20 protein-coding genes are annotated in these 21,979 nt (G+C 46.0%); 11 read left to right on the forward strand and 9 right to left on the reverse strand.

Going from position 1 to position 21,979, the window contains the following annotated elements:
• The first annotated feature begins 514 nt into the window (after positions 1-514).
• The 7 genes from ilvB to JGK16_RS25815 all read left to right on the forward strand — a co-directional run bounded on the left by ilvB (position 515) and on the right by JGK16_RS25815 (position 6,364).
• A complete protein-coding gene (gene ilvB / locus JGK16_RS25785) occupies positions 515-2,350 on the forward strand; it encodes a biosynthetic-type acetolactate synthase large subunit (RefSeq protein ID WP_293193861.1) in 1,836 nt (611 codons plus the stop codon).
• Positions 2,351-3,094: 744 nt separating this feature from the next.
• Positions 3,095-3,349 (forward strand): hypothetical protein, encoded by a 255-nt coding sequence (locus JGK16_RS25790; protein WP_293182154.1) that lies wholly within the window; start codon positions 3,095-3,097, stop codon positions 3,347-3,349.
• A 15-nt stretch (positions 3,350-3,364) separates the two neighbouring features.
• Positions 3,365-3,574, forward strand: a complete 210-nt coding sequence (locus JGK16_RS25795; protein WP_293182156.1) for a type II toxin-antitoxin system HicB family antitoxin — start codon at positions 3,365-3,367, stop codon at positions 3,572-3,574.
• A gap of 149 nt (positions 3,575-3,723) precedes the next feature.
• Positions 3,724-4,011, forward strand: coding sequence for a DUF433 domain-containing protein (locus tag JGK16_RS25800; RefSeq protein WP_293182158.1), 288 nt, complete (start codon positions 3,724-3,726; stop codon positions 4,009-4,011).
• A gap of 286 nt (positions 4,012-4,297) precedes the next feature.
• The gene (locus JGK16_RS25805; RefSeq protein WP_293193859.1) at positions 4,298-5,680 is read left to right on the forward strand and encodes an FGGY-family carbohydrate kinase; all 1,383 of its coding nucleotides are present in this window, start codon (positions 4,298-4,300) and stop codon (positions 5,678-5,680) included.
• 142 nt (positions 5,681-5,822) lie between these two features.
• Positions 5,823-6,167: a hypothetical protein gene (locus JGK16_RS25810; RefSeq protein WP_293182162.1), complete on the forward strand. Its 345-nt coding sequence runs from the start codon at positions 5,823-5,825 to the stop codon at positions 6,165-6,167.
• Positions 6,164-6,364, forward strand: a complete 201-nt coding sequence (locus tag JGK16_RS25815) for a hypothetical protein (protein WP_293182164.1) — start codon at positions 6,164-6,166, stop codon at positions 6,362-6,364. The genes JGK16_RS25810 and JGK16_RS25815 overlap by 4 nt, the downstream gene beginning before the upstream one ends.
• A gap of 443 nt (positions 6,365-6,807) precedes the next feature.
• On the opposite strand, the gene JGK16_RS25820 is transcribed toward JGK16_RS25815, so the two are convergent.
• From JGK16_RS25820 to JGK16_RS25830, 3 genes are all read right to left on the reverse strand, one after another.
• A complete protein-coding gene (locus tag JGK16_RS25820; protein ID WP_293182166.1) occupies positions 6,808-7,413 on the reverse strand; it encodes a hypothetical protein in 606 nt (201 codons plus the stop codon).
• Positions 7,414-7,629: 216 nt separating this feature from the next.
• The gene (gene pcrA, locus JGK16_RS25825) at positions 7,630-9,975 is read right to left on the reverse strand and encodes a DNA helicase PcrA (RefSeq protein ID WP_293182168.1); all 2,346 of its coding nucleotides are present in this window, start codon (positions 9,973-9,975) and stop codon (positions 7,630-7,632) included.
• 302 nt (positions 9,976-10,277) lie between these two features.
• Positions 10,278-10,661, reverse strand: a complete 384-nt coding sequence (locus JGK16_RS25830) for a YkvA family protein (protein ID WP_293193206.1) — start codon at positions 10,659-10,661, stop codon at positions 10,278-10,280.
• A gap of 301 nt (positions 10,662-10,962) precedes the next feature.
• On the opposite strand from JGK16_RS25830, the gene JGK16_RS25835 reads away from it, so the two are divergent.
• On the forward strand, positions 10,963-11,709 hold the full coding sequence (locus JGK16_RS25835; protein WP_293182172.1) for an SIMPL domain-containing protein: 747 nt from the start codon (positions 10,963-10,965) through the stop codon (positions 11,707-11,709).
• A 284-nt stretch (positions 11,710-11,993) separates the two neighbouring features.
• Here JGK16_RS25835 and JGK16_RS25840 read toward each other — a convergent pair whose 3' ends face one another.
• The 6 genes from JGK16_RS25840 to JGK16_RS25865 all read right to left on the reverse strand — a co-directional run bounded on the left by JGK16_RS25840 (position 11,994) and on the right by JGK16_RS25865 (position 18,071).
• Entirely contained in the window at positions 11,994-13,265 is a 1,272-nt protein-coding gene (locus JGK16_RS25840; RefSeq protein WP_293182174.1) for a response regulator, read from the reverse strand.
• 11 nt (positions 13,266-13,276) lie between these two features.
• Entirely contained in the window at positions 13,277-16,069 is a 2,793-nt protein-coding gene (locus tag JGK16_RS25845; protein ID WP_293182176.1) for a hybrid sensor histidine kinase/response regulator, read from the reverse strand.
• A gap of 468 nt (positions 16,070-16,537) precedes the next feature.
• Positions 16,538-16,924 carry an SH3 domain-containing protein gene (locus JGK16_RS25850; protein WP_293182178.1) on the reverse strand — a complete coding sequence of 129 codons (387 nt, stop codon included), beginning with the start codon at positions 16,922-16,924 and terminating at the stop codon, positions 16,538-16,540.
• Positions 16,921-17,253 carry a DUF433 domain-containing protein gene (locus JGK16_RS25855; protein WP_293182180.1) on the reverse strand — a complete coding sequence of 111 codons (333 nt, stop codon included), beginning with the start codon at positions 17,251-17,253 and terminating at the stop codon, positions 16,921-16,923. The genes JGK16_RS25850 and JGK16_RS25855 overlap by 4 nt, the downstream gene beginning before the upstream one ends.
• Before the next feature lie 72 nt (positions 17,254-17,325).
• A complete protein-coding gene (locus tag JGK16_RS25860; RefSeq protein ID WP_293193205.1) occupies positions 17,326-17,667 on the reverse strand; it encodes a XisI protein in 342 nt (113 codons plus the stop codon).
• Positions 17,655-18,071 (reverse strand): XisH family protein, encoded by a 417-nt coding sequence (locus tag JGK16_RS25865; RefSeq protein WP_293182184.1) that lies wholly within the window; start codon positions 18,069-18,071, stop codon positions 17,655-17,657. Before JGK16_RS25865 ends, JGK16_RS25860 begins: the two co-directional genes overlap by 13 nt.
• Before the next feature lie 210 nt (positions 18,072-18,281).
• On the opposite strand from JGK16_RS25865, the gene JGK16_RS25870 reads away from it, so the two are divergent.
• The 3 genes from JGK16_RS25870 (at position 18,282) to ruvX (ending at position 21,970) form a co-directional block, all read left to right on the forward strand.
• On the forward strand, positions 18,282-19,463 hold the full coding sequence (locus tag JGK16_RS25870; RefSeq protein WP_293182186.1) for a F420-0:Gamma-glutamyl ligase: 1,182 nt from the start codon (positions 18,282-18,284) through the stop codon (positions 19,461-19,463).
• A 508-nt stretch (positions 19,464-19,971) separates the two neighbouring features.
• Positions 19,972-21,291 (forward strand): GNAT family N-acetyltransferase, encoded by a 1,320-nt coding sequence (locus JGK16_RS25875; RefSeq protein ID WP_293193203.1) that lies wholly within the window; start codon positions 19,972-19,974, stop codon positions 21,289-21,291.
• Between the two features lie 217 nt (positions 21,292-21,508).
• Positions 21,509-21,970: a Holliday junction resolvase RuvX gene (gene ruvX, locus JGK16_RS25880; protein ID WP_293193202.1), complete on the forward strand. Its 462-nt coding sequence runs from the start codon at positions 21,509-21,511 to the stop codon at positions 21,968-21,970.
• The last annotated feature ends 9 nt before the right edge of the window (positions 21,971-21,979 follow it).

Here is a 21,979-nt window from a genome sequence, read left to right on the forward strand (position 1 = left end):
TCCGGCAGACTCCCTGTGTCCCAAGGAGTAGAATTGTTGATTTTTTCACCCATCCATCAGCTCTTTTACGGCAAGAAAGGGATTTTGGGGCTACCAGTCTGAAACTGATAGGTGGTGTCTAGCCTTTATACAACGGAAAGTTCGCCCACCACGGCTACTCTTATCATCCCCGCTTATTTCGATCCTATCATGGATTCGCTATCGCTCAATTTGTTTGCTGCTCGTTTTCATCCCGTCACTCATCCTGTAAGCGGATAGAGTGCCGGACTTCCCACTCGTATTAGTTAAAAGTTTGACTGATCCCTCTGCCTAAAGGCGAGGGGATTTTAAACGGATACTACGTTGAGGGGCTGAAGCCACACTTCGCACTAGCAATATTTCCCGACGATCGCACATCGCTCGCGAAACTTTTTGTAAAATATTAGCAGTTAAATTTTCAGAGTTTGATTATTGAGATTAAAGTGTTATAAAAGCTTTCATTAAAAAACATAATTAGTTTGAGGAAAGAAATTCTGTGCAACTAAAAACTAAAGTCGCCGTTAAACGTGCAACTGGTGGATTTGCTCTGATTGACAGCTTGATCCGCCACGGTGTCAAGCATATTTTTGGTTATCCCGGCGGCGCAATTCTGCCGCTTTACGACGAACTCTACCGCGCTGAAGAAAGTGGCGGGATCAAACACATTCTGGTGCGGCACGAACAAGGAGCAGCCCACGCAGCCGATGGGTATGCCCGCGCTACCGGACAAGTTGGGGTTTGTTTCGCGACTTCCGGGCCGGGTGCAACTAATTTGGTGACGGGGATTGCGACGGCGCACATGGATTCTATCCCAATGGTAATTATTACCGGTCAAGTGCCCCGTCCGGCGATCGGCACTGATGCGTTTCAGGAAACTGATATTTACGGCATTACTTTGCCAATTGTCAAGCATTCCTATGTAGTGCGCGATCCGAGAGATATGGCGCGAATTGTCGCTGAAGCTTTCCACATCGCGAGTACGGGACGCCCGGGCCCGGTGTTGATTGATGTTCCCAAGGATGTTGGTTTAGAAGAGTTTGACTATCTCCCCGTGACACCCGGATCGGTGAGAATTCCTGGCTATCGCCCGACAGTCAAGGGAAATCCTCGGCAGATTAATCAAGCGATTGAGTTGCTGAAGGAAGCGAAGCGTCCTTTGCTGTATGTGGGCGGCGGGGCGATCGCAGCCGGGGCCCACGAGGAAATTAAGGAACTCGCCGAGATGTTCCAATTACCTGTCACGACAACGCTGATGGGCAAAGGTGCATTTGATGAAAACCATCCTCTGTCTGTGAAAATGCTGGGGATGCACGGCACTGCTTATGCTAATTTTGCCGTTACCGAGTGCGATTTGTTGATTGCTGTCGGAGCTCGGTTTGACGATCGAGTAACGGGAAAACTAGACGAGTTTGCCGCGCGGGCGAAGGTGATTCACATCGATATCGATCCGGCGGAAGTCGGCAAAAATCGCGGCCCAGACGTGCCGATTGTCGGAGATGTCCGGCAAGTTTTGATGGATATGCTGCGCCGCTGTCGGGAAACTGGTGTTTCGGGAACTGCCGGACAAACTGGGGAATGGCTGCACAGGATCGATCGCTGGAAACAGGATTATCCGTTAGTTGTGCCTCACTACCCCGATATTTTGTCTCCCCAGCAGGTGATTTCGGAGTTGGCGACTCAAGCGCCGGATGCTTACTACACAACGGATGTAGGTCAACATCAAATGTGGTCGGCTCAATTCTTAAACAACGGGCCGCGCCGCTGGATTTCCAGCGCTGGTTTGGGAACAATGGGTTTCGGGCTGCCGGCGGCGATGGGCGCGAAAATGGCGCTACCCAACGAGCAAGTGATTTGTATTGCTGGCGACGCTAGCATCCAAATGAATATTCAAGAGCTCGGAACCTTAGCACAATACGGCATTAATGTCAAGATTGTGATTGTAAATAACGGTTGGCAGGGAATGGTGCGGCAGTGGCAGCAAGCGTTCTATGGGGAGCGTTATTCGTCCTCGAACATGACTGTGGGGATGCCGGATTTTGTGATGCTGGCTGAGGCTTACGGCGTGAAGGGGATGCTGGTTTCAGGGCCGGATGAGTTGGAGGGTGCGATCGGGCAAATGCTTGCTCACGACGGCCCAGTGCTGATGAACGTGAAGGTGACGAGGGACGAAAACTGCTATCCGATGGTAGTTCCAGGTAAGAGTAATGCTCAAATGGTTGGTTTACCCGAACGGAGTAAATTGGAATCTGCGGAGTTGATTTATTGTCCGAGTTGCGGCGCCAAGAATGTTTCGAGTAATAAGTTTTGTCCTGAGTGCGGGACAAAAGTTTAAGGAGTTTTGAGTGGGGACTTAGGCATTGCTTATTAGTCTCAACTTAAGGTCAAACGTAGTCAGAGATTGCTGTTTATTCCTAAGGCCAGATCCCCCCTTAGCTTGCCCCCTACTCCCCCTTAAGAAGGGGGGAACCGGAGCGATCTCAAAGTCCCCCTTCTTAAGGGGGATTTAGGGGGATCGGGCCTCGGATAAAAGCGAGAGATACAAAGGTTTTGGGGTTAAGTTGACACATATCGGCAATGCTGTGTCCTTACCCGGCTCTGCTATTTGACATTTAACACCATGTCCGCTGGCATCGCATCGAGAGCTTTAATCTGTAATCTCTAAGCATATTTTATGAGCCAGTGTCTAAACCCTGATTGCCTATTCCAAAACCCGTCTGGCTATACAAATTAAAATACATACAGCTTAGATATGCCCTATAAAATAGAGTTTACAACCGAATCTTTGCAAGACCTAAAACGTCTCAGATAAACCGATCGCAGTAAAGTAATCGATGCAATTGAAACCCATCTCCTACACAATCCCAGCCAAGAAAGCAAAAGCAGAATTAAACGCTTGCGGGAGATGGATAAACCGCAATATCGCCTGAGAGTTGATGAAATTCGTATTTTCTATGACGTTCGGTACAATATTGTATAAATTATCGTAATTGTTCCTAGATCACAAGCGGCCCAATGGCTGTTGCGTGAAGGAAAAACTACTGAACCAACGGAGGAATAGATAATCAAAACAGTCACTTTGACCGACTTACAAACAGATGTCTCAAAATACCTGAAACTTGCCGAAGCAGAAGACATTATCATCTTGAAAGAAGGAAAGGCGATCGGTGTATTGCGGGGTTTTTCTGATGAAGATGATGCCTTTGATTACGATTTAGAAAATCATCCCCTATTTAAAGAAAGAGTTAGGAAGTCTCGCCAGCAATTTCGAGAAGGAAAAGGCATTAGCCTAGAGGATGTCAAAGCTCAACTTCTCAAAGATAATCTACTCTAAAGTCGAGGCTGAATAATGCGTTATGCCATTCTGATCGAAAAAACACCGAATAACTATTCAGCTTACGCGCCCGATTTACCCGGATGTGCAGCCACAGGCGCAACCCTTGCAGAAGTACAGCAGCAAATTAAAGAAGCGATCGAATTTCACTTAGAAGGATTGCGAGAGGAAGGTTTACCCATTCCCGAACCAACTACGCTATGTGAATATGTCGAAGCACGATAATCTGGTGAAACCAGGTTTCTTGCTATATTTATCGTCACTCAACACAAAAGTCGTAGAAACCGGGTTTCTCGCCCCCATACCTAAGCCTTGAAATGATAATAAACCTATGCTATAATTAAGTTGACATTTTTAACCTCAGATTCAAATATATGCCAACTTTAACTGATATTGGCACTCTGATAATTTCCACACCAGAAACCTGTGGAAATCGCCCCCGCATCGCAGGAACTAGAATCACCGTTCAGCGAATCGCCGTTTGGTACAAGATGGGGATGAGTCCAGAAGAAATTATTGCTGAAATTTCTCACTTAAATTTAGCCCAAGTTCATGGATCACTCGCTTACTACTACGCAAATCAAGAGCAGATAAATGTTGATATTGCGGCGGAAGAAGCTGAGTACGATCGCTTAGCTAATGGATGCAAAGGGGAGAGTTAATCTTGAGCCAAATTCGTTTATATTTAGATGATTTAGAAAAAGTTTGGCTACAAAAGAATTGTTTGGTTTGCTTAGTTTACGTCTAGGCACAGGTGCGTCGCTCGCTCGATTGTCGATTTGTGTTGGGGGATTTTCAAGGGCGACGCACCCTACAACTACTTTACGTCTATGCACAGGTGCGTCGCTCGCTCGATTGTCGATTTGTGTTGAGGGATTTTCAATGGCGACACACCCTACAACAACTGTCAACTGTCAACTGTCAACTGTCAACTGTCAACTGCTATAAATGAATCTTTATTTGGGAATAGATTTCGGTACTACGGGCGCTCGATCGACAATCATCGACTCCCAGGGTACAATCCATTGTGAAACAGAATACACTTTTGCCGACGCACAACAGCCGGAATTGCCCTCGGTGTGGCAAAATGCACTCTCGGCTGTAATTGAGCAAATCCCCGCAACCATCCGCAATCAGGTAAGCGCGATCGCCCTTGATGGCACATCCTCCACAGTCATGCTGTGCGATACGCAAGGTATACCCGTATGTGAGCCGATTTTATACAACGATGGGCGCGGTGCAGCGGTGACAGAGAGGTTACGGGCGATCGCACCAGCCAACCACACAGTCTTAAGCGCCACATCCAGCCTCGCCAAACTCCTCTGGTGGCAGGAGGGCGGGCTAGAAGCCCACCCCACAACACAATTCAGTCTTTGTGGAACAGGCATCTTGCCTGTTATTGAGAAGCTTTATTTCCTGCATCAAGCCGATTGGTTGGCGTTTTTGCTGCACGGAAAATTGGGAATTAGCGACTATCACAATGCTTTAAAACTCGGTTTCGATGTTGATACTTTGTGCTATCCCGATTGGCTGATCCAGGGAATTGCGGGCGCTGTAACGCCTAAATTGCCGCAAGTTGTCGCACCGGGCACGCCTGTAGGGGAATTGAGGGCTCAAGTGGGCGATCGCTTCGGATTTCCACGCCATTGTACAGTTTATGCTGGCACAACCGATAGCATTGCAGCATTTCTAGCAAGCGGTGTCAATTCACCGGGGGAAGCAGTAACTTCTCTCGGTTCAACTTTAGCTGTGAAACTGTTAAGTCATACCCGCGTAGATGATTCGAGATACGGAATTTACAGCCATCGTTTCCCCCCCCTTTGTAGGGGCGGTGCCCCCGTGCCCGCCCTGGCAGGCGATTTGTGGTTAGTTGGAGGTGCTTCTAATACGGGAGGTGCGGTGCTGCGACACTTTTTTACTGATGCTGAGTTAAGAAATTATAGCACACAAATCGATCCAGATCAAGAGAGTTTACTGGATTATTACCCGTTGTTGAAAAAGGGCGATCGCTTTCCAATTAATGACCCCAATTTGCCGCCGAGAATCGAACCGCGTCCGACTGATTCAGTAGAATTTCTGCACGGTTTGTTAGAAAGCATCGCGCGGATTGAAGCGCGGGGATATCAATTATTGCAAGAATTCGGTGCAACTCCTTTGACTAAAGTTTATACTGCTGGCGGCGGCGCCAAAAATCTGGTTTGGAGTGCGATTCGTCAGCGTTATTTGAAAGTGCCTGTTCAAACGCCGATTCATACTGCCGCTGCCTATGGAAGTGCGTTATTAGCGAAGCAGGGAAGTCAATCGATTTTAGATTTTAGATTTGAGGAGTGATCTCGTTTCCGGTTGCATTGGAATTATTAGTAGCAGAAATTAGGAGACGGCAGTGTCGTGTCCCTATTTAGAATAACATTGTAGGGACACGGCACTGCCGTCTCCTCTATCATGTCTGAGTTATCCCTAAAAATCAAGGACAATGGCAAAGCTACCTGATGACATCCTGAACACAATTTTCACATTGCAGCGACGGCTAGTGGAAATCCTCAACGAAACAACCGCCACAGAATATATATTCATGCAGCAGTTTGGCGAGACAGAAGCAACACTCCCGGAACTAGAATCTCTGGATAATATTAAGGAAAGGTTGAGAACCTCTTACAATCGTTTGTACAGGCTTTTGCAGCAGGTGACAGAATCTCAACCCGCTGCGACTGCGGATACGTTAAACTTTCTGTATGGAACGATAGAAGACGGAGAGGCTATTGTCGATGCCTCAGCAGCAAGCATTCAAGAAATCAAAATGGATTGGAACTTACGATGAATCAACAACCTAGAATCCCCGATGCTGAAACCAGAAAGCGACACGTTGAAAATATCCGTGAAGTCTGCCGACAGTTGGACGCTTTCAATTTGAAGTTAGATGAAGCAATTGCCATATTTGAAGCTGACAACCGCCGCCAGCGTCGAGAACGTTTGGCTGGTAAATACAGGCGTGTGGAATCTCAGGTAGTCGAATAAGATATGAGATGTTGGATCATTTTAATAAGTATTTTAGGAACAGGCAAGATGCCTGTTCCACAAAGAGTAAATTTTATTGTGGAACAGGCATCTTGACTGTTAAGCCAGAAGGTTTCCTACGCGATAGCTTTGAATTATTTCTTTTGAGTCCCCTTCTGTTCGGACTTTGGTTGTTTAGTAATAGAAATTAAATAATTTACACATATTTGTGGGATGGGCGTCCCGCCCGTCTTTTCTGGACGGGCGGGACGCCCATCCCACAATAATTAAAATTGTAAGCGATCCTTAGTAATGGTTGAAATTGCCGACGAATAAGATATAAGATGTTGTATCATTCTTAATAAGTCTTTTAGCAACAGGCAAGATGCCTGTTCCACAAAAAAATTCACTCTTTGTGGAACAGGCATCTTGCCTGTTCAGAGAAAAGCAGATTTGATATGATGCTAATTTTGGCGTACTATCCACACTAAAAATCCCAATATTCGATCGACGGGAGGTAGGGGATAGTCGGTAAGATCGATCGTCACTATTTGCCCTTCTAGCTTGAGAAACCGCCAAGCTGTGCCGCTGGAAACGCTACCGTAGATGGCTGAGATAGATCGCCCTTTCGCTTCATTAAACCTCTGGGCCGCCACCATTTCCGCAATACACTGCCCCAAACCTACTTTCAAATCTCCTTTTTTAGCTTCTACCATCACAATGGCTGGGGCTTCAATGTCTAATTGTTCGGGGGAACGACTGATCAGAAAATCGCAGACTCCTGTAAGTCCAACAGCAGCATCGACATTGAATTCCTCACCCGAAAACACGCTGATTTGTTGGTTGAGAATCCTGCGAACTTCCAGCAAGACAGGGTTGATAATGGCTTCAGAACGGGCTTTTTCGGTGCTGGTGGCGATCGCCCAAGGCAAATTTGTCTCCAGCATGGTCTGCAAGGCTGTTGCAGGTGCGATCGGCTCAATTTCCGGCAAAAATCTGATTCCTTCCACTACTGTGAGATTGAAGGCTTCTTTAACTTTGCCGATCGTTGTAAATTGACTGTAAGACATAAGAGTTTATGTTTTTATTTCTGCTTTTTACTTAGAAAATCCGGCGGTTGAAACCGCGTCTACACAAACGATGTCCGCCTCCGCGGACTGAAGACAAAAACGTAATTTTTATCGCATTTTTACCGTCCATTCTTCAACCCGCGGAGGCGGGTTTTGCCTGTATAGACGCGGTTTCAACCGCCGGGTCTTCTTCAACCCGCCGACACGAATTTTCTATCACACTCGCTGCAACTTCGCCGTCCTCGGATCGATGATTTTACGGCCCAAACCTGTAAACTTAATTGCCAGATTAGTTTTATCGCCTACTCCCAAAACGTGAGTAATTTCTCCAACTCCAAAAGCATGATGAAAAACTCGTTCCCCAGCTTTCCACTCTGATGGAGAACTCCCAGAATGGGCTGCTGAATTATTAGTTTTTCCCTGGGATGCAGCCGTTTTAGCTGTCTTAGTTTTCTTCGTACTTCCAGCCAACAAATGTGTTGGCAATTCTCCCAAAAATAGCGAAGGCGTGCAGTGTTCGCGGTATCCTCCCCAGAGGCGGCGTTCGCGAGTGTGAGTGAGAAATAGCAATTCCTGGGCGCGAGTGATGCCGACGTAGCACAAACGGCGTTCTTCTTCGATCGCCTTTGGGTCATCTAAACTGCGGAAATTGGGAAATAAACCCTGTTCCATTCCGACGAGAAAGACTACGGGAAATTCTAACCCTTTGGCTGAGTGCAGCGTCATCAGCGATACGCGGGAATCGTCTTCTTTCAAGTCATCTAAATCGGATGCTAAAGATGCTTTTGCTAAAAATGATGTGAGGGTCGGTTCTTCGTTTTGTTCTTCAAATTGGATCACCGCATTGTACAATTCTCGAACGTTTTCGATCCGATTTTCGGCTTCTTCGGTTCCTTGGTTTTTCAAATCGTCAATGTAACCGGAATCTTCGATAATTCCTTGGACAATTTGTGACGCGGACGTAGTTTCAAGTTTTTGTTGCCAATTACCGATCATTTGGGCAAACTTAACGATCGCTTTTGCCGATCGCCCTGCGAGAGTATTTACAGAAGACTCATCGCTGAGGATTTCCCACAACGGAATCCCCAACTGAGTTGCAGCCTCTTCGATTTTACCAAATGTGGTGTCGCCAATGCCGCGGCGGGGAGTGTTGATGATGCGTTTGAGGCTGACGCTATCGTCGGGATTGGCGATCGTTCGCAGGTATGCTAAGATATCTTTGATTTCTTTGCGATCGTAAAACTTCAGCCCGCCGACAATATTGTAGGGAATATCTAAGTACATTAACGCTTCTTCAAAGGAGCGAGATTGAGCGTTTGTGCGGTAGAGAATTGCAAAGTTGCTACCGTGTTCGTATTCGGAGTTTTGGCGCTTCAGCGTTTGAATTTGACCAGCTACAAATTGCGCTTCATCTATTTCGTTGTCAGCGCGCCACACCACAACCGGAGCTCCGGGTTCGCGAGTCGGGCGCAGAACCTTATCAATGCGTTCGGTATTGTGTTCTATCAAGTGGTTGGCGAGTTCGAGGATGTTTTCGCGCGATCGATAATTCTCCTCTAATTTTACCATTGTCTGAGTCTTCTCGTCCGACAAACCATCGCCGAAATCCTCTTGAAATTCCAGCAAGATAGTATAATCTGCCATCCGAAAACTGTAAATTGATTGATCGACATCGCCCACGACAAAAATCGAGCGATTTTGCCATTTATCAAACTGTTTCGGGTCAACGTTATTCGTGACTAACATCCGAATCAAATCGTATTGAGTGCGGTTAGTATCTTGATATTCGTCTACTAAAATATGGCAAAACTTTCTATGCCAATAATTTAAAACTTGCTCATTTTGGGATAATAGTTTAACTGGAACGAGAATTAAATCGTCAAAATCTAAGCCGTTGTTAGCTGCTAAAGCATCTTGGTAGCGACTGTAAACATCGGCAATTACGCGCCCTCTATAATCCGGTTCGGCGGCGAGGAATTCTTGAGGCGACCAACCTTTATTTTTAGCGTTGCTGATGACATATCTGACTTTGCGCGGGTCAAATTTCTTATCATCGAGGTTGAGGACTTTGGTAACGATTTGTTTGACGAGAGTTTGAGCATCTGACTCGTCAAAAATCGAAAAATTCTTCTTCCACTGGCGGCCTTTTTCGTCTTGATATTTCTCAATGTCGTAGCGGAGAATCCGGCCGCACAGAGAGTGGAAAGTCCCCATCCAAATCTGTTTGGTAATTCTGTGGTAAATTTGCGATCGCAATTTCGTCTGTATTTCCGGCGCTAAATCTGCCAAAGGTTTGCCATATTCCGCTTCAGCTTGCTGAGTCGCCAGCAATTTCTCAATTCTTTCTTTCATCTCCCTAGCGGCTTTATTGGTAAATGTCACCGCTAGAATATTTTCAGGATCGACTCGGTTGGTGCGAACTAAGTTAGCTACGCGGTAAGTTAGAGCCCGGGTTTTCCCGGAACCGGCGCCTGCTACTACTAACAGCGGCCCGTTGTAATGGACGACTGCTTGGCGCTGGGATGGGTTGAGGTGGCTGAGGTGATCGGTAGTTTGAGTCATAGTTGGATAGTTAGTTCTGGGATTTTTTTAAGGGATAAATAATACTTAGTGTTTGATACGGGGAGTTTTTTTAAGGTCAGGCGCGATCGCCCTACAATATAATATCATGAATATCGGACGCACGGTTGAAACCGCGCCTACACAAACGATGTCCGCCATAAGACGGCGGTTGAAACCGCGTCTACACAAACCATGTCCGCCTTCGCGGACTGAATAAAATAAGATAATTTTCACTGCTTATTCTTCAACCCCTCTGAGCTCGGGTTTTGTCTGTATAGCCGCGGTTTCAACCGCCGGGTATTCTAACGTTTCAATATTTGTTTCAGCAAAATAGCAGCTAATATTCCCAAGCTAATCCAGATGGCAATAATTACAGCAGTGGCTGTCCTATTTATCGGTTTTCCTCGCTCTATTTCCGCGGCTGCTTTTTCCCGACACTCGGCTAAAACTTGTGGCGGAATCATCTTGATTACCAACCAAATTCCTAATGGTACAATTATTAAATCGTCCAAGTAGCCGAGAATTGGGATGAAGTCGGGAATTAAGTCGATCGGGCTAAAGGCATAGGCAACTGTAACACCTGCTAAAACTCTCGCGTACCAAGGTACTCTTTGGTCTGTACTGGCTAAATAAACAGCGTAAGTCTCTTTTTTGAGTTGGCGGGCAGCTTGTTTTAAGGATTGCATATAAAAAATAATGACTGATGACTAATAACCAATGATTAATGACTAATGACCAAGGGTGCATCTGGGTTTTGAAGAGGGCGAAGCATGACCGCATATAAGTTATTAGTTATAATTTCATATTCACTGCGGTCATGCTTCGCCCCTACAGATATATTTGCCAAACCCAGATGCACCAATGACTAATGACTAATGACTAATGACTAAAATTTTTAGTTGCTAAAAACGTAACAGGCTGAATCTTTAGCAATTCCAGTGCGAAGGTCAAGTATATCATCTGTTGTATGTGAGGAGCATCGAGTTTATGAATTCAAATTTGCAACGCAATACTAGAATCAATTTCCGCAGTCTGCTAACAGCGTTATGTTTAACCTTAACTCTCGTTAGTTTTGTGAGATTAGATCCGGTACAGGCTCAAGAACAGCGGATCAGAACGCTAACGGTTACTGGGCGAGGTGTGGAAGCGATTCCGACAACTCAAACTTTCGTGTATTTGGGGGTTGAGGTGCAGGGAAAAACGGCGGCCGAGGTGCAGCAGGAAGCGGCAAAGCGATCGTCCGCTGTGGTAGAGTTACTGCGATCGCGCCAAGTACAAAAACTCGAAACTACCGGCATCTCCCTCAACCCGAATTACAGCTACGAAAACAACCAACAGCGCTTATTAATAGGGTATACTGCTACAAATACCGTCAGTTTTCGTATCAATACTCAATCTGCTGGCACTTTGCTAGACGATGCAGTGAGCGCCGGAGCAACCCGAATTCAAGGTGTGAGCTTTGTAGCTACCGAAAGTGCGATCGCCCAAGCTCAAAAACAAGCACTCAAAAAAGCAACTCAAGACGCTCAATCGCAAGCAGATGCAGTCTTAAACGCGCTCAACTTCAAGCGGGGAGAAATTCTCAGCATTCAAGTCAACGGTGCTTCCGCACCGCCTCCTGTGTACCAGAATTTTGGTGGTGTTCGTGCTGCTGGTGATATTGCTCTTCCAACACCGGTGATAGGAGGGGAACAGCAGGTAAATGCTTCTGTGACTTTGCAAATTAGCTATTGATGTTGTGCAGTGCGAGCGTCCCCGCTCGCGTTCAGAATAACCCCCCGCTCGCGTTCAGAATAACCCCCCGCTCGCGTTCAGAATAATCCCTCGTAAGGGTTCAGAATAATTGCTCGCACTCTCGCGATCGATCGCGATTGGGAACGCTCGCACTCGGCTATAATTCCGATATCATCGGCTTTGATTTCAAGCCGACACAGTTAGGAAGTTATTAATAGCTGAAACCATTGCTTTCCTTCTTCCTTCTTCCTTCTTCCTTCTTCCTTCTTCCTTCTTCTATAAAATTAAATAGGAAGTTCGATCGCAAATTCAGTACCTTTCCCGGCGATAGACTTGCAGAACAATTGACCGCCGTGCTTATCACTCACAATCTGCTTAGCGATCGACAATCCCAGCCCCGTGCCCTTACCAACCGCTTTCGTGGTAAACAAAGGTTCAAACAAATGTTGTTGAATCTCCTCCGTCATTCCCAACCCGTTATCCGCAATTCGGACGATCGCACTTTCGCGCAAAACTTCCGTACTAATCGTAATATTCAGAGGACGCTGGTCTTTTTCCCAAGCCTCTTCCACAGCATCAATCGCATTTGCCAGCAAATTCATAAACACTTGGTTCATCGGGCCGGGATAGCATTTAATTAGGGGCAATTCACCGTAGTTTTGGATAACTTCAATGGCGGGGCGACATCCTTGATCCTTGAGTCGGTGTTTTAACAGCAACAGCGTACTATCTAGAGTTTGGTGCAGCTCAATCGCGCTCACAGTATCTCCATCCGAACGAGCAAAGTTTCGCAGCGACAGCGAAATATCTTTAATGCGCTCAGTGCCTACTTCCATGGAATCTAACAAGTGAGAAAAATCCTCGATCACAAACTCCAAATCTATGTCTTCAATCTTGCTAGCGATATCTGATGGAGGTTCAGGATAATATTTTTGATAAAGGCTAAGAAGTTCTGTAATCTCAGTAAGATATTCCTTTGCAGGCGCAATGTTGCTGACCATAAAACTCAGCGGGTTGTTAATTTCATGGGCGACTCCCGCCACGAGTTGTCCCAGGGCGGACAGTTTTTCTTGCTGCACTACCTTGACTTGGGCTTTTTGTAAAGCGCAAGTGCGTTCTGTAACTTGCTGTTCCAGATTGTCGGTCAACTCTTTGAGCCGCCAGTGAATGTTAACTCTCGCAATTACTTCGTCTTGTTCAAAAGGTTTTGTGATGTAATCCACCGCACCTAATGACAATCCTTTCATCTTACTTTCGGCATCTGCTAAAGCAGTCATAAAAATGACTGGAATTGCCTTTGTTAGCTGGTTCTCTTTAATTCGGCGACAGGTTTCAAAGCCGTCGATTCCCGGCATTTGCACATCTAGCAAAATTAGTTCTGGAAAAAAGTTTTTTGCCGGATTGACCGGACATTTTTCTAGCATAACGAGCGCCGATTCTCCGTCCACGGCTACCCGCACTTTGTAGCCTGCTGTTTTTAAGGCTTGCGACAGCACAGACAAATTGGTGGCACTGTCATCTACTATCAAAATAAATTTTTTATCAGACTCAAGCATGATTTTCCCCCTTAAACTTTTGATAAATGTTCTTGAATCAATGCCCGCAGCTCTTTGACTTGAAAACCTTCTGCCAAAACGAGTATTTTTTGGGCAAAAATCGCGTGTTCTGGATTCGCTGTTTGGATTTCCTCGGCAATCTCGATTACCGCATCTAAATCGCCAGATTGAGCTTGTTCATCTAATAACTGTAAAATCTCGATCGCCGGAATCTGCATTTCATTTGGCATCGCATTTTGCGCTTTTTTACGCGCAGTTACTGTGTCGTCATATACCCAGTCCAATTGCAAATATTTTTGAAGTAAGCCTAGCAATACATCTGCTTGTACTGGTTTTGGCAAAAAATCATTTCCGCCTGCATCCAGGCTCTTTTGGCGATCGATCTCAAACACGCTTGCAGACGACACTAGCACGATCGCATCTCGCAGTTGAGGATGAGCGCGGATTTGGTGCAAAAACTCGAATCCGTCCATCACCGGCATCGCTAAATCGGTGAGGATTAAATCGGGTTTGGTGGCTAAAGCGATATCGAGTCCTTCCTTACCATCAGCCGCTTCAATCATCTTAAAGCCGATCGGTTCTAGCAAGTTCACCAGCACAGCCCGATTTTCCCACCTGTCATCCACCACCAGAATTTTGCGTTTTTCACCCAAGTAACCCAAAACAGCGCCCTGTTCGACGATTCTCGAACTATCAGCCCAATTTTGCGCCTCCGGGAGTGACACTTCAAAGGAAAAAATACTGCCAACTCCTGCACGACTGTCGATCGCAATTTCACTCTGCATTAAGCCCACAATCTTTTGACTGATCCCAAGTCCCAATCCAGTACCTTCCGATTGTTTTTTCACATCACCTACTTGCTCAAAAGGCAAGAATATTTTCTTAACTTGTACTGCGGTCATTCCCGGGCCTGTATCTTCAACTGTAAAGCGAATTTTATATATTTTTTGATTTAAATTTAACTGAGAACTTGAATCGGAAAACTCAGCATCTTTAATCACATCAACCTGAAAAACCACTCCGCCTTTTTCCGTAAACTTAGTTGCATTTCCCAGCAAATTTAGCAGCACTTGGCGCAAACGTTTTTCATCACCGCAAACCCCTGTCGGGAGTTGCGAATCAATCTGCAAATCAAAGGTAATTGCCTTTTCCTGGGCGCGAATCATGCAGATTTCCGCAACACCTTGGATGAATGAAGGTAGGTGAAAAGCTGTGGGATGCAATTCGAGTTTCCGGGCTTCAATTTTCGACAAATCCAAGACATCATTAATCAGCGTTAGCAGGTGCGAACCGCACTGATAAATGATATCAACACCGCTGCGTCCTTTTTGCGTCATCGGTTCGCTGCGCTGGAGAATTTGTGCGTAGCCTAAAATGCCGTTGAGGGGAGTTCGCAATTCGTGGCTCATGTTAGCCAAAAATTCGCTTTTGGCGCGGTTGGCGCCGTCTGCCATTTCTTTGGCAATTTTGAGTTCTACGGTGCGTTCTTCGACGCGATGTTCGAGTTCGAGGTTGGTATTTTCTAGGGCTGTAAAAGAGTCGCGCAGTTGCTGCGCCATATCGTTGAAGGATTCCGAAAGCACACCCAGTTCATTCTTACCGGAGACTTCCACAGTGCGATCGAACTTCCCAGAGGCGAAATCCTGTGATGCTTGGCTCAATAGTGCGATCGGCCCAGCAATCAGGCGGGAAGTGTAAAAACCCACAACCGTAGCCACAATTAAGGCGCCGATACAAAATAGAATCGTAGTGCGAGTATTAGCATTAATTTGCCCCATGAAATCCGATTCAGGAACCGCCACAACTACCAACCAATCCAATCCCCACTCATCTTTCCAGGGTAAAATTTGGACAAACTGGTGTTCTTTATTCAGCAAGAAATCAAGCTGTTGATTATCTTTAATCTTGTTGAGATCGCCAAAATGCTTAACTAAATATTGAGATGTCGATCGGATCAGCACATCGCTACTTTCTGATGCGTTTAACCGTTTAGGCTTGCCATCAATCAATTTAAAAGGTTGCTCGGTGCTGGAACTCGCAACAATTAGCCCGCTGCGTTCCAAAATAAACGTTTTGCCCGATTTACTGACTTTCAATTTACGCAAAAAATCGCTAATTTCCGAAAGACGCTGGTCGATGACTATGACACCAATTAGTTGATTGTTCTTGTCATAAATCGGTCTGTTTGCAGAAACAGACAGAGGATAAGGCGTGGTTGTCCACTGATATAAAACCCATGTCTGTTTTCCAGCTTTAACCGTGTTTGAGTACCACGGTTCTTTCTCGAACTCAAAATTTTTAAATATCTCAGCAAGCTTAGTGGGATTGCCCTGACTATCTGTATTGTAAAAGTAATGATCTCGATTGCCACGTTGCTTTGGATTGCTGATGCCAGAAATAATATTTTGATCTGTTTGATATCCAGCACCCGCATACTCGCCTCCTGGAGCGCCAAAGCTGATGTAGCCGACATTAAACAATTGCATCTGTTTCCAGAAAAAACGAGCCATATTATCTAAATCTTTGGGATCGAGCAATCCCACATCGAAGGCATCACCATTAACTTGAGCAAGGTGGCGTGCTGTGTCGAGTTGGCTGTCCAGATGCTGGTCAATGCGGCTGCTGACTTCAGTCCGCAGTTGAGATGCCAAATCGTTGACTGCTTTCTGTCCGTTGCGAAAAGATAAGTAGCCAACAATGCCGACCGCCCCCATGATTTGTAACACGAAGGGGACAATCAAAACAGCTCGCAGCGGGGCGCTACCTATGAGTTTGTTAAAGATTGAAGCCTGGGATGATGGCATATGACAATTCGCTATTGCAGCGATGCGGATATTCTTTTTGCTCGACTACACTTAGGCAAGCTGTTTTTTTAAGAGACATCGATCGGGCGATCGCCTTTATTTGAGTATCACCTAATTTGTGGTTATGTATCGATATTAACCCAAAAATGGTTTAAGCTAATATTTTTCACAATGAATTTAATACCTCGCCCGCACAGCAGCACTTCTAGAAGTTTCTCTAAGTTCCTCGGAGAAACGAGGTTAATGAGGTAAGGGCGTTGTTGAGGTGTTGTTCGCACTGTCCTGGTAAATAAATATCAGGGAATTCTCGTAGGAGTTGTGCCGAATTCATACTTGAAGTTTGGTGGCAAATACTTAAGTACATAGAATCGGATAAGTGCGATCGAGAGTTGTTTGGGCGATCGCATATTTAAAGTAAAATAAAAGAGAAAGTCCGTGCAGAGTGCCTCCTCTTTTTGAGCGCCACACCTAGGGATTAGGACATCTGAGTTTCAAAAAGTCTGCTTTGATCCAACCTTTGTACTCACTTGCTCTCAATCTTGTCGTCAAATACCAGACATTTCCTTCACTATCTTTGCGACTGAGTGGAGATACGACAGCACTTTTATTTTGGTCATCATTAGCGACAATGACTAGATTTCCTACCGATACAGTGCCTACAACGCTAAAAATGCTTCCAGCACCCGATCTGATATTAACTTGTGAGCCAATATCTTCACCTACAATATCGGCGACGCAGCTTTTGTCTGTGATGGATTGAGCGATCGCACTCTTAGTGAGTTGTGGAGCGAAGATAGCTATAGTGGCGATTTCTAGAAGCATGAAAACGCAAATTTTTAATCTAATTTTCGTCATAATGCGCCTTTTTTCCGATTTTGAGCAGTTATCAATTGTTGGTACAGAAGTGGACTTTTTTGTCTCAAAGACTGTTGCAATTCCTTAAATTCTGCTTCACCTTCTTCTAAGTACGCATCAACGATTTCTCGGTTGGCAAGATAAAAGGCGATCGCACCATAAACCTGTTCTAGCGAAAGAAGTGGAAAATTTTGGGCAATGCTTTCGGGTGCTTCTCCATTCAAGAAGGAATAAACGACTGAATCGAAGGAAATGCGAGTTCCTTGAATCCAATACCCTCCGTTGCGTTGTTCGATATACTGCTTGGTTGGAGTGATGGCTAGTGTCATAGGGATCGTGGCTGCTTTTTATCTAAATTTTAAACGAATTAGATGAGATAGTTAGAAGGGCGATCGCCTTTCTTAAGCGATCGCAAACTCTGTATATTGCCGTAAATGCGGTGGATGAAACGCCAAAACAATCTCTTCCCGCGAAACCCCAGCCTGCAAAAAATCTGTCACCACCCCATCTTCTGTCCAATCCTCCTCAATCCAAATTTTGCCATCCCGCAATCGCACGTGAATAGTATTGACCTTAATCCGTTCTTCCCCCTGCCAACCCATTACCATCAATAAATAATTGTCGTGTTCCTCGTCAAAAACCAGCACATTTTCTAGCTTTGAATTGGTCGATTTTGACCCCAATTCGTAATATTCAGTTAAAACTTTCCGAATCAAATGACGATAATACTCTAATTTATCCATCGCTCAATTACCTCCTCTTCAGTGTCAAAAGTTAGCAATTTCACCCGATTAGTTTCAACAATTAATTGGGCGAGTTTCTTTTGAAAACCATCCTTATAAACCCTAGTTGCGACCGCTAAATACAATTCGTACTCAGATTTTTGGGCTTGTAAAACATTACGATAAATGATATATTGACCAACTGCATTTTCTAGATCGTTGATGAAAGAGCGGCCTAAAAAACTCTTCACCTCAACAATAATTTTTCGTCCTTGCTGTTCTGCTGCTATCGACTTTTCGGCGGCAATATCAGGATAAAGTTTATCACCACCATATTCCAGCATATAGTTTTCGGCTACAATCAACCAGCCATCTTTAATCAGCGCTTGCTTGACGGCATCATGGTAGATATCTTTAGCTGGCATCGCGAATTCAGTAATTTGATATTTCAAATCTTAACTCAACCGATCGCACATCCCATCCCCACAGCCCGCCAACATCCAAACCGCTGACAGCAAAATTTACTAACTGGCATCCCCCCAGCAAACCCAGCAAATGCAATTACTGCCGGATCGGATCTCGAAGTACCCGAGATCGACTACAGTAAACACAAAATATTATTGGCGGTGATTTGAGTGATTGAGACTTTAGCAACAGGAATCGCAGCAGCCGGTTCGCTGCTGGCATTGGGCGGATTGGGCCTAGAGTTGAACTATCGCCGGACTGGGAGTGCAAATAAACTAGAACTTACAGCCGGAGAATGGCACTTAGCCATAAACGAACCCAACCGCTATCTGTTGGTTGGCGAAATGGAATTCCGCAATCTGACACAGCGGTTCGAGATTATGTTGCCAGATGTGCGGGCACAGGTGAAACTGCTGTCAGACGGAAGTTTAGACGGCGTGACTTCCCAGACAAAAGTCATTCCTGGTCACGAAGACGCAGAAGCAAGAGCAGACGATTACTGGTTCGGCTATATTGTTAAAGCCCAAAAAAACACGAAAATTAAAGTTTCCGTAGACATTCAAGGGCAAGATTTAAACAAATTGCAGTCAGCTTGGGTGCAAATACATTTCATCACCTACGGCCCAAGCGGGCGCATCCCCAGAGTCCGCAACGTAGTAGTCCCGCTGCAATTTCCCAACTCGGACACCGTACCCACAGCCCGCAATGTCGGCGTTGCAGAAGTCTTCCCAATTCGCACCCACATCCTCGCCGAACTCGACAATCCCGTCGAAATTGTCAAGCGTTACGTGTTACCGCGCGCCAACAAAGGTGATATTGTCGCCCTCGCCGAAACTCCCTTAGCCTTGATGCAGGGACGCTACCGCCATCCCAGCGAAGTCAAACCCGGATGGGTAGCCAAGCGAGTCTGCTTGTTTTTCTTGCCGATGTCGAGTTTGGCCACCGCTTGCGGAATGCAGACATTGGTTGATGTAGTTGGGCCTTGGCGTGTAGTGGCCGCATTTGCGATCGGCTCTATAGCTAAAATATTCGGTAAACCGGGAGTCTTTTACCAACTTGCAGGGGAACAAGCCAGGCTAATCGACGATGTTACGGGAACTTTGCCTCCCTTCGACCAATTTATTGTCCTCGGCCCGGACAATCCCCAGCAAGTTGTAGAGGAAATTCAACGAGAAACTGGACTTGCGGCGGCGATCGTAGACGCTAATGACTTAAAAGCAGTTAAGATATTAGCAGCGACCTCCGATTTATCGGTAACATTTTTAGAGCAAGCGTTACGCAGCAACCCCGCCGGGAATGCTGACGAGCGAACACCGGTTGTGTTAATTCGACCTCTACCACAGAAATCTTGAGTTGAAGACTGAAAATTAAAAAATCAAACTAATGATTTGAAATTTTTAATTTTAGATCGATCGAGAAAGGGTGAAGAATTAAAAGTTATAAGTTGAGAACTCAAAACTTCCGTAACTCTTCCCCTTTCTTAAAGATATTTGATTTTTTAATTTTCTTGTCCAGTTTCGTGCTATTAGGGTTCTCAACTTTCGTGAGTGACTCGCCAACCAAAGCCTGTCAAGTTAAAGCTAAAAGCCTTTGTATATGTTGTTTACCGCTGAGGCCAGATCCCCCTAAATCCCCCTTAAGAAGGGGGACTTTGAGAATGCTCCTGTCCCCCCCTTCTTAAGGGGGGCTAGGGGGGATCTGGCCTCAGCGGTAAACAGAAGACCAGCAGTACGTTTGACATTAAGTTGACATCAATAACCAATAACCAATAACCAATAACCAATAACCAATAACCAATAACCAATAACCAATAACCAATAACCAATAACCAATAACAAATAACCACTTGAGAATTTCTATATGACTTCATTTCCCTCCCAAAACCAAAACCAGGTTGTGATTCGCCCGTTTCAGTACCGCGACATCGAGGCGATGGAACAATTGTGCGCGGAAACAGCCGAACAACCAGAAAAACGCAAGGGCGCAAGCTGCGACTTGGTACTAGGTAAAAAGTTTCAGCAGATTCGTCGCTGGTACGGACTGCTAAAGCTGTTTAGCTTGTTTCCCAACCCTGGTCAGTCGCTGTTTCGAGCCCATGTTGCCGAAGAAGAGGGGACAGTTAAGGGCATAATTCAGATTTCTCCTTTCAACCGCACCCGCAGCACTTGGCGGATCGATCGCGTCGGGGTAGACCCAGAAGCCCGCAGCAAAGGCATTGGTTCGATGCTGATGCGGTACTGCTTCGAGGCAGTCTGGGAGGCACGCACCTGGCTGCTAGAGGTGAATGTCGGCGATAAAACTTCCCTGGCCTTGTACCGCCAGAACGGGTTTCAGCCGTTGGCCCAGATGACTTATTGGTCGATCGCCCCGGAACGCCTCCAAGAAATGGCCTCCGCGACGCCAGATTTGCCCAACCTGCTGCCCGTAAGCAACGCTGACGCTCAATTTTTATATCAACTCGATACCGCGTCTATGCCGCCGTTAGTACGTCAAGTATTCGATCGGCACATTCAAGACTTCAAAACCAGTTTCTTCGGCGCCTTATTTGAAGGTGTCAAACAGTGGCTGAGCAAAACAGAGGTAGTCAGCGCCTACGTATTTGAACCGCAGCGCAAAGCTGCGATCGGCTATTTTCAGATACAGCTATCCCGCAACGGCCAACAGCCGCACGTCGCCCAACTGACAGTGCACCCGGCCTACACTTGGTTGTACCCCGAACTGCTATCCCAAATGGCGCGCCTCGTTCAAGATTTCCCAGTCCAAAGCCTGCAACTGGCTTCCGCCGACTATCAGCCGGAACGGGAAGCTTATTTAGAGCAATTTGGAGCCGTGCGTTTGGAACACAGCTTGCTGATGTCGCGATCGGTGTGGCACAAATTGCGCGAGTCCAAGTTAGTCTCCCTCGAAGGACTCCAGCTATCAGAAATGCTGCAAAGCTTCCAGCCAACTCGCAAACCCGTACCGGGTAGGATGTCCTGGCTCGGCCCGATGGCTGGAGAAGCCACAACAGGGCCCGCGTCGTCTGAGATTAAGCCCTTTTTGTTGGACTCCGGAAAAAATCAAGCTAATCAAGTTAACCCTTTGAACAGCCAAAATCCTGAATCTGGAGCAACAGATGCTAGCAGCATTTTGCCTCTGAATTTGCCGGAATTGCCGATCGACGGCGACGCCCCAGAGTAGAACTTAATTTCTGATATAATGTCGGCTAAATTAAGGGTTTGTAGTGAGGACTTTAGTCCTCTTATTTATGCGGACTAAAGTCCTCACTACAAACCGAAAAAACCCAACTTCTTCCCTTCTTCCTTCGCGTTATTCGCGTCTTCGCGGTTCGTAAAAAAATATCCGGCTCAGAAACAAATAAATCTAAAATCTAAAATCTAAAATCTAAAATTGATTGATGTTCAACGAAAAATTATGGATTTCAGCCCTCGGATTAGATATCGGCAGCAAACGAGTCGGCATCGCCGGATGTGACGGCACTGGTTTAATCGCTACGGGGATTACTACTCTGGTACGATCGTCCTTCGATCGAGATGTAGCTTGTCTCAGAGAACTCGTGGAAGAGCGAAGAGTGCAAATTTTGGTGGCTGGCCTGCCCTACTCCCTCAACGGAGAAGTGGGCACTCAAGCCCGAAAAGTCCAGAAATACGCCACTCGCATCGCCACCGCCTTAGAACTCCCCCTAGAATACGCCGACGAGCGCCTGACTTCTGTGGGCGCAGAGGAACTGATCCAAGCCCAAGGGATGTCCCCGTCGCGCCATAAGGGTTTGATCGATCGCAAAGCAGCGGCCTTGATTTTGCAGCAGTGGCTAGACGAGCGCAGACAAAAGCAAGAGCGCCATTCCCAATCCTCATAGGTTGTAACA

This window comes from Microcoleus sp. PH2017_09_SFU_O_A, from assembly GCF_020738625.1.
Taxonomy (GTDB): Bacteria; Cyanobacteriota; Cyanobacteriia; order Cyanobacteriales; family Microcoleaceae; genus Microcoleus.